Below are 12,333 nucleotides of genomic sequence, written 5' to 3'. Positions count from 1 at the left end.
GTCAGGCCTCGGCGGACTGCCGCAGCCCCTCGATGTCGCGCAGCAGGAACCACTTCTTGTTGGTGGCGATGGAGCCTTCGGCGGTCAGCGCCGTCAGCACGTCGTCGACTGTCTTCTCCGAGGCGGCGACGCTTTGCGCCAGATCGCGTCGGGAGAAGCCCGTGATCTCGATCCCGCCACAGCCCTCCCGGCCGTATTGATCGGCCCAGTGCAGGAACCTCCGGATGACCCGTACCCGCACTCCGTCGGAAAGGTAGGACAGGCGTTCCCGGTCCGCGTGGTGGAGGCGATTTTGAACGGTCCTCAGCACGTGTTGCATCGCGGCCGGGTGGCGGCCGATGAACGCGCGGAACTCGGCGCCGGGGATTTCCGTGATCGTCCCGCTCGTCCGGCCCCGGCCACTCGCGGAACGTGGCGCCCGATCCATCGCGCTGAGCTCGCAGAGCAGCTCACCGCGGCCGTAGATGCCCAGGATCAGCTCCTTGCCGTTGGCCGCTGTCACGTACACCTTGATCAACCCGGATTCGACGAGGAAGACGCTGCCCGAGCACTCGTTCTCCATGAACAACTGATCGTTTTCCCCGAATTTCCGGGTGATACCCCTGGTCCTGAGTGCTTGCAATGCTTCTTGGCCGACCTTCGCGCCGAAAGAATCCTGATGTCCCCTGTCCATCGGTCCAGTTTCAGCACCCGGTCGGGGTGAATCATGACGCCGAACGGGTGGTTCGACGCCCGCTGCTAGGGTCGGGGAGGTGCCGAGACTGATCCACTTGAACGGGCCGTCCGGGATCGGGAAGTCCACGATCGCGCAGGCCTACGCCGAGCGGCATCCCGGGGTGCTGAACCTCGACACCGACCGGGTCGTCTGCCTCATCGGGGGCTGGCGGGAGACCTTCTTCGAAACCTTCCGGGCCGCGCAGCTGCTCACCCGGGCCATGGCCGAGACGCACCTGAAGACCGGGCACGACGTCGTCATGCCGCAGCTCGCCACCCGCGTCGTCGACGTCGAGGCCTTCGAGCGCGTCGCCGCGGACTGCGGGGCCGAGTACCGGGAAATCCTGCTCACCGCCGGCAAGCCCGTCGCGACGGAGCGGTTCGCCGCGCGGGCCGCCAGTGGGGACGCCGCGACCAAGGGCGTCGACGACGTCGTGAACTCGCGGGGCGGCACCGCCATGGTCGAGCGGATCCACGACCAGCTCACCGCCTACCTGCCGCAGCGGCCCGGGTGCGTCGTCGTCGAGACCGACGGGCGGGCTCCCGAGGAGACCTACGACGCCGTCGTCGCCCACCTGCGCGGGCGGTGAGGCGGTCCGGTTCACTGGTCGGCATGGCGGGCATCCCGGAATTCGCGCTGCGGCAGATCGAGCGCTGGTGTGCCCGGCGCGTGCCCGAACACCTGCGTGACCAGCGGCGGGTCGAGTGCCGCACGCGGGGGCGGGCCGTCACCATCTTCGAGCTGCGGGCCGGGACCGAGCGGGAGATCGCGCAGCTGCGTGTCGACGAATTCGGGATCTGGTCGGTGTTCTGGGCCGACCGGGACGGGCAGTGGCTGGCGCACCCGGACGCGCCCGTGGCGAGCACGCCGCCGCCGTTGCTGGCCGAGATCGAACGGCGCTGCGAGCGGGACTAGGCGGGCGGCGGGAAGCGGACCTCGTTGCGGTCGATCTTCGCGTGCGCCGCGGCCGGCAGGTCGACGCCGAGGCGGTCCGCCAGCTGCAGCAGGTACAGCGTGACGTCGGCGATCTCGTCGAGCACCTTGGCCTCCAGCTCCGCGTCTTCGCGCCACGCGTCGGACTCCTCCGGCGTCAGCCACTGGAACAGCGAGGTCAGTTCGCCCACCTCGCCGGACAGCGCCATCACGAGGTTTTTGGGCGTGTGGAACGGCTCCCAGGCTCGGGCGGCCGCGAAGCCGCGCAGGCGCTGGGTCACGTCGTCGAAGGTCACCCGGCGATTGTGCCCGGCCGTCACGGTGCGCTAACGGCCGTATGGCGGATTGGCGTTGACCGGTGAATCTCTCACTCAATAGGTTGCACTTCGTCGGGGATGCTTGCGGGGCCCAGGGCTGGGAAAGGAACGTCTTGAAGTACCTGCGATCCGTCCGCGGCCGCATGCTGGGCATCGCGCTCATCCCCGGCAGTGCCCTCGTCGTCGTGGCGGTCGTCATCACCGCTTTCCTGGTCCACCAAGCGGTTCGCACGCGCGACCTCGCGGTGGAGACGGCGACGGCGGCGGATCGGACGGCCAGGTCCGTGGTCGCGTTGCAGGCGCAGCGGAGCGCGGCGATGGCCGCGCCGGAACTGCGGACCGCCGCGTACGCGAGCTACACCCAGCGGATCGACACCGCCATCGCCGGGCTGCGCGACTACGTCCGCCGCGCGCCGGACGCCGAATCGGCCTACCAGCAGACGACCGCCGTCGAGCTGCTTTCCGTCGCCGAAGGCATGGACCGCTCCGATTCCCTCGCGCTGGCCGGCCTCGACGGTGTCACGCGGCGGCCGTACGCCTCCGCCGTCGCCGCGTACCGGGCCGGGCTGACGCGGGTCGCGCCGCAGCTCACCGACAGTGGCCGGACGGCGTACGAGTCGCTCACCCGCAGCGCCGACTGGAGCAGGCTGGCCGCCGTCGAAGACGCGTTCGCCGCCGCCGAACCCCTGCCCGTGCCCGAGTCCACGTGGCGCAGTGCCGCCTTCACCGTTTCCGAACAGCTCGGCCGGCTCTACACCCAGCAGAGCCAGTACGCCGTGCAGCTCACGCTCGACGACGGCCGCCGCACGCTCGCCGGCGCGCTGTCCGCGGGGACCGCGCTGCTGCTGTGCGCGGTGCTCCTGCTCGTCGTCGTGCGGCGGCTCGTGGCGCGGGTGCCGGTGCCGGTCGTCCCGATCATGGTCCCCACCGTGCGCTCGGCCATCCCACGTCCCCGCCACGCACGGTCACGACGGCCGAAGGCGCCCGAGCCGTGGCCGCTGAAAGCCGTGCTCGACGACTTGCGCCGCCAGTGAGGGCCTCACCGAGAGTCACGCGTTACTCCGAAAAGAGCACGCGGTTGGCCCACACGCCGGCTTGGCGGGCTCAGGCAGACTGGTGCGCGTGAGTCCCCACTCGGATCTTCGCCCCTACCTGCGCACTTTGGACGCGGAGACGCTGGCGGACCTGCTGCACGCCCAGGCCGAGCGTGACCCTGAGTTGCGGCATTCGCTCGAACTGCGCGCCGCGACCCAATCCGGTGACGTCAGCGAGGCGCACCGCCTGCTCGACACCGCCGTGACCGACGGGAACGTGGAGTACACCGCGAAGATCGGCGCGGTACTGGACACGCTGCAGCGGATGCTCGACGCCGGCAGCCGCGCCGACCTGGCCCCGCTGGCCCGGCGCACGGTCGACGACATCAGCGAAGTGCTGGAGCAGTCGGGCGACCATACCGGCGACCTCGGCGAGCGGCTGGACCGGGCCGTCGAGCTGTACGCCCGCGCGTGCGCCGCCCGGCCGCCGGACCCGGAGAAGCTGGCCGGCTGGATCGTCGAGGTCGAGTTCGACGGCCCGGGCTGGCCGGTGATCGACCTCGCCGACTTCGCGTCCGCGCTGGGGGAACGCGGGCTCAAGCTGATCAAGTCGGTCGTCGACGACGTCCTCGAAGCGAGCGGCCCCGGTCACCGCCGGGACGTGGCCGAACGGCTGCGGGAACAGCTGGCCGAGGTGCGCGGCGACGTCGACGAGCTGGTCGCGATCCTGTCGGCGAAGCCGCCGCGCGTCGACGTCAGCCTCAAGATCGTCCGGGTGCTGCGGGCCGCGGGCCGGCACAGCGAGGCCATCGCGCACGCCGCCCGCGCGCTCACCCACGACAAGCAGCCGCCGTCGCCGCCGGAGCCCGAGGACGAGACCTCCCGTCGCCGCAAGGAGTTCGACGCGCGGCCGGGCCGCGAGACGTATGCCGCGTTGCGCGAAGCCGCGCAGGCCGCGGGCAAGTGGACGGCGCAGCGGCGGGACGCGCTGGCGAGCCTGCGCGAACGCGCCGCGGAGGGCGGGGCCGACGAGCTCGTCCGCGTCCTGCTCGACGACGGCCGTCCGGACGAAGCCTGGCGTGCCTGCGTCCGGTTCGGGGCGTCGCCGGAGCTGAAGCTCGAACTGGCCGAGCTGCGCGCGACCGAGCACCCGGCCGAGACGATCCCGGTTTTCCGCGAGCACGTCGACGAGCTGATCGAGCGCAAGGACCCGCAGGCCTACCAGGAAGCCGCGCGCCGGCTGAAGTTGTTGCGCGGCTTGCACAAACGCGCCGGAACCGCGGACGAATTCACCGCTTACCTCGCCGCGCTGGTGGAAACCCACCGCCGGAAATCCCGCCTGATCACGGAAATCCGGGCCGCGAGAATCGCGCTGCCCAAAGCCGTAACCTCCCCCCGCGCACCTCGTTGACCCGGATGAACCGGTGTGCACGTGCACCGGGACACCGCGAGCCCGCCTCGGTGGCGACGCCTTGGCCCATGCAGTCGCGGTGGCCCTGTTCCGTCGCCCCCGCTCGGCGCCTCCCCGCCGGGCACGCGACCGGGACCCGCGCCAGGGCCACCGCGACCGGCTCGCGGGCAGGTGAAAACATGAGTCCATGAGCCCGGTGAGTCGTGCCCGCAAGAGGCAGCCGCAGCCCGTCACCCACAGCGTGACCGGCCTGTTCAAGGACGTCCTGAACGACTTCTCGGCGCTGGGTGCCGAGCCCGCGCCGGTCGACGTCGAGCTGCTCGCCTCCGAGGTGCTCGGCCAGTTCCGCGACGTGCCGGTCGAGGCGGGTGAAGAGCCGCTCGGCCTGGAGCTGATCGGCTTCGCGCAGCGCAAGATCACCCCGGGCGCCGCCGCGCTGCTGGCCGCGCTCAAGGTCGTCGCCGAAACCGACGTCGAGCGCAAGGCCGCCGAAGACGGCCTGCAGGTCGTCCTCGGCCGGGGCATCCCCGCGCCGGCCTGGGCCGGCGAGCTGGGCCGCGTGACCGCCGGCGAGTGCTGGCGGACCGGCGACGTCTACGGCGACGAGTCTTCGCTGCTCTGCGTCTTTTCCCACGATGGCCAGGCGTACGGCCTGCTCGCGCTCCTCGACTTCACCGAGGGCGGCCGGGTGCGGGACCTCGTCGTGATCGAGCAGCCCGCCGACGTCCTCGGCGAAATGCGCGAGCAGGCCGAAGCGGACCCGGAGCTGGTCGTCTTCGAAGCGGTCGCCCCGGCCGAGGCGCACCGCCTGATCGCGGACGGCCTCGCCGCGACCGACCACCTCGAGGACGCCGACGTCAGCGAGGACTACGCGCGCTTCCACGCGGTCGCGCTCACCTGGTGCCGCGCGCTGCCGGAGCCCGCGCTCGTGCCCGAGGTGGCCGTCTGGTCGGAAGCCGAGCGGGCCGCCGTCGTCGAGCAGTTCGTCGCGGCGAGCGGGGAAGACGCCGACGCCGCCCGCGCGCTCGGCCGCCTGCTGCTGGAGCACGGGCTGCGCACCGACCCGGCGAACCCGCTGCGCGTCGGCCCGGAGAAGATCGCGCGCTTCCTCGAGGGCCTGCTGGGCGAGGAGTACGAGCTCGACGCCGACCACGAGGAAGCCGTCGAGCCGGTCGTGCTGGCCTGGGTGCAGTGGACGGCGGAGCGGGCCGGGCTGACCGAGACCGCGGTCGCCGCCCTCGACGAGGCCGTGGCCGACTACCTCAGCGAGTACGCCGACGAGGACGACTCGCCGCTGGAGCGCTACTTCGGCGGTGTCGGCGACCTGTCGCCGAGCGAACTGGCCGACGCGCTGGAGCGCCGGATGTTCGCCGTGCCGTCGCTGACCACGGAGATCGACGACGAAGAGGTCGACCTCGACCCGACCGACGCCGAGCAGCGCCGGGCGCTCGTCATCGCCGAAGCCGACGAAGACGAGGAAGAGCAGCGGCTCATCCTGCGCGCGACCATCGTCGACCAGCTGTGGGACGACGAGCCCGCCGAGGTCTGGCAGACCGTGGAGCGCCTGCGTGAGGGCGAGCTCGACCGCGACGAGATCTTCGAGCAGCTGATCGACGCGCTGGAAGGCAGCTTGGTGGACGGCGAAACGCTGGAGTACGACCCGGACGCCTACCTGGAGGCGCTCGGCGAACTCTGACGGCTAGGGGAGGGGGCCTGCGGGCTCGGCGGCCTTCGCCTTCCGGCGGCGCTCCTGCAGCCGGTCGTCGAAGTCCACGACGAACGTTCCGGCGGCCATCGCGATCAGCAACGCCAGACCGAGCACCGCACCGACCCACGTGAGGATCATGGCGAACATCGTGGGCCTCCTCCCAGCTCAGAGCCGTTTTCCCGACTCCTTCAGGGTCGCTTTCGCAACCGGCGCCCGGTATCGGCCAACCGGTTACGCCTGAAGGCCGCGCCTCGGCCGATCGGCCGGGATCCGGCGCGGAGAGTCGCGAGAGCACGACAAATCGTGGCCGCGCACTCGCTCAGGGTGGGAATGCGCGGCATGTGGGTGACGGGCCGCGTGACCGGAGGTTCAGAGCTTGCGGAGCCGGACGCGGTTGATCGCGTGGTCGCAGTCCTTGCGCAGCACCAGCGTCGCCCGGGGCCGGGTCGGCTTGATGTTCTCCATCAGGTTCGGCTCGTTGATCGACCGCCACAGGTGCTTCGCCTCGGCGCGGGCCTCGTCGTCCGGCAGGCCGGCGAAGTGGTGGAAGTGCGACGCCGGGTCCGCGAACGCCGTGTGCCGCAGCTCGAGGAACCGCTCGATGTACCAGCGCTCGATGTCGCCGGTGTGCGCGTCGACGTAGATCGAGAAGTCGAAGAGGTCGGACACCATCAGCCGCGGCCCCGGCTGCAGCACGTTCAGGCCCTCGACGATGAGGATGTCCGGCTGCTGCACCACCTGCTCCTGACCGGGCAGGATGTCGTAGGCCAGGTGCGAGTACACCGGCGCGGCGACGCGCTCGGCGCCCGACTTGACCTCCGTGACGAACCGCAGCAGCGCGCGGCGGTCGTAGCTCTCGGGAAAGCCCTTGCGGTGCATGATCCCGCGCCGCATCAGCTCGGCGCGCGGGTACAGGAAGCCGTCGGTGGTGACCAGGTCGACGCGGGGGTGGTCCGGCCAGCGGGCGAGCAGCGTGCGCAGGATGCGGGCGGTGGTCGACTTGCCGACCGCCACGCTGCCCGCGATGCCGATCACGAACGGGACCTTCGTGCCGCGGGAGTCGTCACCGAGGAACGTCGTCGTCGCTTCGTAGAGCCGCTGGCGCGCGGCGACCTGCAGGTTGATCAGGCGGGAAAGCGGCAAGTAGACGTCGGCGACCTCGGCCAGGTCGACCTGCTCGCCGAGCCCGCGCAGCCGCAGCAGCTCGGCCGCGGTCAGCGGCAGCGGCGTCGAACTCCGCAGTTCTTTCCATTGTTCCCGGTGCAGCTCGACATACGGGCTGAGTTCGCGGACCCGGGTCATCGCACACTCCTCCGGCCGTCGCCTGCACTGGCGCACGTTTCACCTGCGTGATTAACGGTAGGGCTTACGGCGGGTGAACGCGCTGTGATGTAGTCCACCCCCTGACTTTCAGGGGGTTACCGCGGGTAACGGTTCCCGAAGACCTCGTCCCACGCGGCCGCGACCTGCCGGGCGCACGTCGCCGGGGCGACGCCGCCCACGCCGGTGCCCAGTCCCGGCATCGCGATGGTGCCGACGTGCTCGCGCACCGGGCCGTCGTCGAGCTGCCCGTCGCGCCACTGGAGGAACACCGCGCGGGCGGCGAGGTAGGGGTGGACGGTGTCGGCGGGCAGCAGCTCGCCGGGCTCGCGCATGGTCGGCGCGCTGATCAGCCAGGCCGGCTCGGTCTCGCCGGTCGGCACGACCACGGCCTCGCCGATCGGCAGCTCGCCGCCGTGGAAGGCCAGGACAGCGCTGCGGACGCGCTGCTCGACGTCGGGGAACGCGCGCGCGTAGACCGCGTCGATGCCGCCGCGCATCCAGCCGTAGGAGTTGGCCGGGCTGACCACGGCCTGCGCGACGACGTCGAGCACCGACCCGCGGTGCACCCGGACCTGGCCGGCCAGCTTTTCCACGGCGGCGGTCCAGGCGGTGGCGAGTGGTTCATCGACGGCGCACAGCACCAGCTCGGGGGTCCGAGGGGAGACCGGCGGGTGTGCGTCCCCGCGGCCGGTGTGCGTGCCGGAGTCGGCGGTCACGCACCCCAGCATCGCAAAAAACGCCACCCGGCGTAACCGGTTCACGTACCGGCTGTCCGAGTGAAAGTCGCCACCCCCTTGCCCCGTAACCTGGGTGCTGTGTCACGGATCGCATACTTCGGCCCCCGGGGGACCTTCACCGAACAGGCCGCGCGGGTCCTCGCCCCCGGCGAAGAGCTGATCGCGGTCGAGACCGTGCGGCAGGCGCTGACGACCGTCCGGGAGGGCGGGGCGGACGCCGCGTGCGTGCCGATCGAGAACTCGGTCGAGGGCGTGGTGCCCGCGACGCTCGACGCGCTCAGCGAGGCGACCCCGCTGGTCGCCGTCGCCGAAGCCATCCTGCCGATCCACTTCAGCGTGCTGACCCGGCGCGGCGGCGGCGAGATCCGGACCGTCGCGAGCCACCCGCACGCGCTGGGCCAGGTCCGCGAGTGGCTCGAAGCGAACCTCCCGGGCGCGCACCCGGTGGCGTCGTCGTCGACGTCCGCCGCCGCGGTCGGCGTGCTTGACGGCGAGTTCGACGCCGCGGTCTGCGCGCCGGTCGCGGCCGAGCACTACGACCTTGAGGTGCTGGCCACCGAGGTCGCCGACGTCGGCGACGCGGCGACGCGGTTCCTGCTGGTCCGCCCGCCGGGCGAGCTGCCGGAGCCGACGGGCGCGGACCGGACGTCGGTGGTCGCCGCGGCCGTCAACCGCACCGGGACGCTCGCCGAGCTGCTCACCGCGCTCGCCGACCGCGGGATCAACCTGACCCGGCTCGACGCCCGGCCGACGCGCAACAACTTCGGCGAATACCGCTTCTTCATCGACTTCGAGGGCCACGTGGCCGAGCCGCGGATCCTCGACGCGCTGACCGCGCTGCGCCGGCACTGCCGCAACCTGCGGTTCCTCGGCTCGCACCCCCGCGCGGACGGCATCCGCTCCACGATCGAAGACGGCGCCGGCAACGACGACTTCGTCGAAGCGGCGGTGTGGGCCGACGCGGTCCGCAAGGGGGAGCTCGCGTGAGGCTGCTGCTCATCCGGCACGGGCAGACCGAAGGGAACGTCCGCGGCGCGCTCGACACCGCCCTGCCCGGGCCGCCGCTGACCGACCTCGGCCGGTCGCAGGCGGACCGGCTGGCCGTGCGGCTCGAGAAAGAACCGCTGGTCGCGGTCTACGCGTCGCAGGCGACCCGCGCCCAGCAGACCGCGGCGCCGCTGGCCGCCAGGTTCTCGCTGGACGTGCAGGTCGTCGACGGCGTACACGAGGTCGTCGCGGGCGATCTGGAGGGCGCGACCGACCACGCGTCGATCCGGGTCTACCTGGAAACGGTCCGGCGCTGGACGCTCGGCGAGCTGGAGCCGTCGCTGCCCGGCGGCGAGAGCGGCACCAGCGTGCGCACCCGGATGCTCGACGCCGTCGGCGCGCTGCGGGCCAAGCACGAGCAGGCCGATCCGGACGGTGTCGTCGCGCTGGTCTGCCACGGCGGCGCGATCCGGCTGGCGGGCGAGTGGCTGGCGCCGAACGTCCACGCCGACGTCGCCAACGCGGCGCTGATCCCGAACACCGGCCTGGTCGAGCTGGAAACCCGGCCGGACGGGGAATGGCACTGCCTGACCTGGGTCGACACCCCGCTGTAAATCGCCACGAAAGTGTGATCCCGTCACGTTTGAGAAACGTTTGGTGGGGAATTAACGGTGCGAACCAACCTGCCGGAGATCCGTACGTCTACCCAGTAGCACCACACCAGGGAGGCGATTGACATGGTTCGGACGAAGCTTTCACGGTTGTTCCCGGTGGTCGCGGCTTCGGCGGGCGTTTTCGCGCTTTCCGCCTGCGGGGGCGGTGGGGCCACCCCCGCGGCGAGCAGCTCGACGCCGTCCACCTCGGCGTCGCCGACCTCCGCCACCGTCACCACGGCCACATCCGCCCCGAGCAGCTCGACGCCGGCGTCGGCGCCGGTCGCCCAGCCCGCGGACAACGGGCTCTGCAAGGCGGGGGACGTCAAGCTCGCGCTCGGCCAGGGTGACGCCGGCGCCGGGTCGACGTACCGGCCGCTGCTCATCACGAACTCCAGCTCGAAGCCGTGCACCATCCAGGGGTTCCCCGGCGTTTCCTACGTGGCGGGCGCGGACGGGCACCAGGTCGGCAAGGACGCTTTCCGCGAAGGCACCAAGGGCAACGCGGTCAAGCTGAACCCGGGCCAGACCGCGGTCGCCGACGTCCAGTTCGTCAACGTGCAGAACTTCGACCCGAACACGTGCCAGCCGACGGCGGTGAAGGGCCTGCGGATCTACCTGCCGCAGGAGACGGCGTCGAACTTCCTGCCGTCCGAGGGCACCGGCTGCGCGAGCACGAAGATCCCCGGCAACCAGCTCGCGGTGAAAACGGTCCACCCGGCCTAAATGCGGCCGCAGATCTCCTTGGCCTCGGCCAGGTGCCGCTGCCCGGAGATGTCGTTGAAGTGCAGGCTCAGCACCATCCGGGTGACGCCGTCGATGTGGTCGGCCAGCGGCTGGTAGTTGGCGTTGACCTGCGCGGCGGCCGCGGAAAGCGCGCGGGCCGCCGTCATGCGCTGCAGCCGTTCCGCGCTGAGGCCGGGTGTCAGCGACGGCTGCGCGTCCCGGCTCGTGTCGGGCAGCTCGCCCACCCGGTCGAGTGCCTGGCACGCCGCGACGGCGTCGTCGAGCGCGCCGGCGTGCACCCCGGACAGCCCCCAGAGCAGCCCGAGCACGCTGCCGCCCAGCACGAACCCGGCGACCGCGCAGAGCACCAGCAGCCGGCGTGACGGCTGTGGTGCGGTGGGTTCGCCGGACTCGGCCGGGGACTCCTCGAAGTCGGGCGCGGCGTCGGTGCCGGTCCCGGTGTCCACGGTGCGCATGGTCGCCTCCTCACCACCACCTGGGTGAGGAGCTATTTCAGCTCACATTCACGGATCCTGGTGCATCAGCGCCGTGGCTGAGTCCGATTCGTCACCGAGCGGGAAACGCCGCAGCGCGCCGAACGCGAACACGGCGATCACCAGCATGGCCAATCCGGACACGGCGAACGTCCGCGCGGCCGACCCGAGCGCCCCGGTCAGCACCCCGCCGAGCAGGGCGCCGAGCGGGATCGCGCCCCAGACGACCGTGCGCCACACGCCGAGCACCCGGCCGAGCAGCTCGCCCGGCACGAGCGTGTGGCGCGCGGTCGCGAGCACGACGTTCACCACGACGACCGCGGCCGCGAACAGGCCGAACAGCGCGGCCCCCGCGACCGGCGAGCGCACCAGGCCCATCCCGCCGAAGCCGGCTCCGCAGCAGACGACCCCGCCGACGACGACCGCGCGTCGGCCCGCCGCGCGTACCAGCCGCGGTGCCACGCCCGCGCCGACCAGGCCGCCGATCCCGCCGGCGAACGCGAAGAACCCGAAGGCTGCGTCCGACAGGCGCAGGTCGTCGAGCGCGTAGAGCACCAGCTGCGCCTGCGCGAGCTCGCTGACCAGGCTGAGCAGGCCGGCGACGACGACCAGCCGCATCAGGAGCGGGCGCCCGCGCAGCCAGCGCAGGCCGTCGGCCAGCTCGGTGCGCAACCGCGCCGGCTGCTCCTCGCCGCGCCCGCGGTAGGTGCCGGTGAGCCCGAGCAGCACCGCGGCCGCGATCGCGAATCCCGCGGAGCCGAGGAAGAACGGGAACGCGGCGAAGAGCGCGAACGCCAGGCTGCCGACCGGGCCGCCGAGGAACGTCTGGCCGACGATTTCGCACGCCTGCAGCTTGCTGTTGGCCGCGTCGAGCGAGCCGGCCCCGACGACCGCCGGGACCAGCGCGTTCGCCGCGCTGTCGGCGATCGTCTCGGCCGTTCCGATGACGAGTGCGGTGAGGTAGACCAGCCAGATCGTCATCGCGCCGGTGGCGACCAGCACCGCCAGCACGCCGACCGCGGCCGCGCGGACGGTGTTCGCGACGACCATCGCGCGCCGCCGGTCGATCCGGTCGACCAGCGCCCCGGCGACGGCGGCGAACAGCAGCCACGGCAGGAACTGGGTGGCGGACAGCCCGGCGATGAGCACCGGGTCGTGGGTGAGGGTCGTGGCCAGCAGGGGGAGGGCCACCTTGCCGATGCCGTCGCCGAGGTGCGAAGCCGCGCTCGACGTCAGCAGCCACGGGAGTCTTCGCGCGTTGTCCATCGGGGCCCCCGGCACTCATCGCAGTCACC

At 72.0% G+C, this 12,333-nt stretch carries 15 protein-coding genes; 8 read left to right on the top strand and 7 right to left on the bottom strand.

The genetic code is table 11. The features are described 5' to 3' along the window. Position 1: 1 nt before the first annotated feature. Positions 2-673 (bottom strand): Crp/Fnr family transcriptional regulator, encoded by a 672-nt coding sequence (locus H4696_RS32885; protein WP_086857373.1) that lies wholly within the window; start codon positions 671-673, stop codon positions 2-4. Between the two features lie 79 nt (positions 674-752). On the opposite strand from H4696_RS32885, the gene H4696_RS32880 reads away from it, so the two are divergent. Further along, on the top strand, positions 753-1,304 hold the full coding sequence (locus H4696_RS32880) for a P-loop nucleotide/nucleoside kinase family protein (RefSeq protein WP_086857374.1): 552 nt from the start codon (positions 753-755) through the stop codon (positions 1,302-1,304). Positions 1,305-1,327: 23 nt separating this feature from the next. Beyond that, positions 1,328-1,630 (top strand): DUF3024 domain-containing protein, encoded by a 303-nt coding sequence (locus tag H4696_RS32875; RefSeq protein WP_086857375.1) that lies wholly within the window; start codon positions 1,328-1,330, stop codon positions 1,628-1,630. On the opposite strand, the gene H4696_RS32870 is transcribed toward H4696_RS32875, so the two are convergent. Next, complete coding sequence (locus H4696_RS32870; protein WP_086857376.1) at positions 1,627-1,944, bottom strand: nucleotide pyrophosphohydrolase; 318 nt, start codon at positions 1,942-1,944, stop codon at positions 1,627-1,629. The two genes, H4696_RS32875 and H4696_RS32870, sit on opposite strands and share 4 nt — an antisense overlap. 134 nt (positions 1,945-2,078) lie before the next feature. Here H4696_RS32870 and H4696_RS32865 point away from each other — a divergent pair, with 134 nt between their 5' ends. From H4696_RS32865 to H4696_RS32855, 3 genes are all read left to right on the top strand, one after another. Beyond that, positions 2,079-2,999: a nitrate- and nitrite sensing domain-containing protein gene (locus H4696_RS32865; protein WP_086857377.1), complete on the top strand. Its 921-nt coding sequence runs from the start codon at positions 2,079-2,081 to the stop codon at positions 2,997-2,999. 88 nt (positions 3,000-3,087) lie between these two features. After that, positions 3,088-4,410 (top strand): DUF6880 family protein, encoded by a 1,323-nt coding sequence (locus tag H4696_RS32860; protein ID WP_338064872.1) that lies wholly within the window; start codon positions 3,088-3,090, stop codon positions 4,408-4,410. 187 nt (positions 4,411-4,597) lie between these two features. After that, positions 4,598-6,106, top strand: coding sequence for a hypothetical protein (locus tag H4696_RS32855; RefSeq protein WP_192782663.1), 1,509 nt, complete (start codon positions 4,598-4,600; stop codon positions 6,104-6,106). 3 nt (positions 6,107-6,109) lie between these two features. On the opposite strand, the gene H4696_RS32850 is transcribed toward H4696_RS32855, so the two are convergent. From H4696_RS32850 to H4696_RS32840, 3 genes are all read right to left on the bottom strand, one after another. After that, positions 6,110-6,265, bottom strand: coding sequence for a hypothetical protein (locus H4696_RS32850; protein ID WP_169734867.1), 156 nt, complete (start codon positions 6,263-6,265; stop codon positions 6,110-6,112). Between the two features lie 222 nt (positions 6,266-6,487). After that, positions 6,488-7,420, bottom strand: coding sequence for a type I pantothenate kinase (gene coaA / locus H4696_RS32845; RefSeq protein WP_086857379.1), 933 nt, complete (start codon positions 7,418-7,420; stop codon positions 6,488-6,490). A 116-nt stretch (positions 7,421-7,536) separates the two neighbouring features. Further along, positions 7,537-8,157 (bottom strand): macro domain-containing protein, encoded by a 621-nt coding sequence (locus tag H4696_RS32840; protein WP_086857396.1) that lies wholly within the window; start codon positions 8,155-8,157, stop codon positions 7,537-7,539. Positions 8,158-8,256: 99 nt separating this feature from the next. On the opposite strand from H4696_RS32840, the gene pheA reads away from it, so the two are divergent. The 3 genes from pheA to H4696_RS32825 all read left to right on the top strand — a co-directional run bounded on the left by pheA (position 8,257) and on the right by H4696_RS32825 (position 10,544). Then, positions 8,257-9,165 (top strand): prephenate dehydratase, encoded by a 909-nt coding sequence (pheA, locus tag H4696_RS32835; protein WP_086857380.1) that lies wholly within the window; start codon positions 8,257-8,259, stop codon positions 9,163-9,165. Then, positions 9,162-9,779, top strand: a complete 618-nt coding sequence (locus H4696_RS32830; RefSeq protein WP_086857381.1) for a histidine phosphatase family protein — start codon at positions 9,162-9,164, stop codon at positions 9,777-9,779. Before pheA ends, H4696_RS32830 begins: the two co-directional genes overlap by 4 nt. A 123-nt stretch (positions 9,780-9,902) precedes the next feature. Further along, complete coding sequence (locus H4696_RS32825) at positions 9,903-10,544, top strand: DUF4232 domain-containing protein (RefSeq protein WP_225955868.1); 642 nt, start codon at positions 9,903-9,905, stop codon at positions 10,542-10,544. On the opposite strand, the gene H4696_RS32820 is transcribed toward H4696_RS32825, so the two are convergent. Beyond that, positions 10,541-11,020 (bottom strand): hypothetical protein, encoded by a 480-nt coding sequence (locus H4696_RS32820; RefSeq protein ID WP_086857383.1) that lies wholly within the window; start codon positions 11,018-11,020, stop codon positions 10,541-10,543. The two genes, H4696_RS32825 and H4696_RS32820, sit on opposite strands and share 4 nt — an antisense overlap. A gap of 48 nt (positions 11,021-11,068) precedes the next feature. Further along, a complete protein-coding gene (locus H4696_RS32815) occupies positions 11,069-12,304 on the bottom strand; it encodes an MFS transporter (RefSeq protein ID WP_086857384.1) in 1,236 nt (411 codons plus the stop codon). Positions 12,305-12,333: the final 29 nt, after the last annotated feature.

This window comes from Amycolatopsis lexingtonensis (assembly GCF_014873755.1).
GTDB lineage: Bacteria > Actinomycetota > Actinomycetes > Mycobacteriales > Pseudonocardiaceae > Amycolatopsis > Amycolatopsis lexingtonensis.
The sequence above is the reverse complement of the archived record's forward strand: the minus strand, read 5'-3'. Positions and strand labels throughout refer to the sequence as shown.

Coding starts and splice junctions, on each gene's coding strand:
- H4696_RS32875 (WP_086857375.1), top strand. CDS start 1,328: ATGGCGGGCATCCCGGAATTCGCGCTGCGGCAGATCGAGCGCTGGTGT.
- H4696_RS32825 (WP_225955868.1), top strand. CDS start 9,903: ATGGTTCGGACGAAGCTTTCACGGTTGTTCCCGGTGGTCGCGGCTTCG.
- coaA (WP_086857379.1), bottom strand. CDS start 7,420: ATGACCCGGGTCCGCGAACTCAGCCCGTATGTCGAGCTGCACCGGGAA.
- H4696_RS32855 (WP_192782663.1), top strand. CDS start 4,598: ATGAGCCCGGTGAGTCGTGCCCGCAAGAGGCAGCCGCAGCCCGTCACC.
- H4696_RS32850 (WP_169734867.1), bottom strand. CDS start 6,265: ATGTTCGCCATGATCCTCACGTGGGTCGGTGCGGTGCTCGGTCTGGCG.
- H4696_RS32820 (WP_086857383.1), bottom strand. CDS start 11,020: ATGCGCACCGTGGACACCGGGACCGGCACCGACGCCGCGCCCGACTTC.
- H4696_RS32815 (WP_086857384.1), bottom strand. CDS start 12,304: ATGGACAACGCGCGAAGACTCCCGTGGCTGCTGACGTCGAGCGCGGCT.
- H4696_RS32885 (WP_086857373.1), bottom strand. CDS start 673: ATGGACAGGGGACATCAGGATTCTTTCGGCGCGAAGGTCGGCCAAGAA.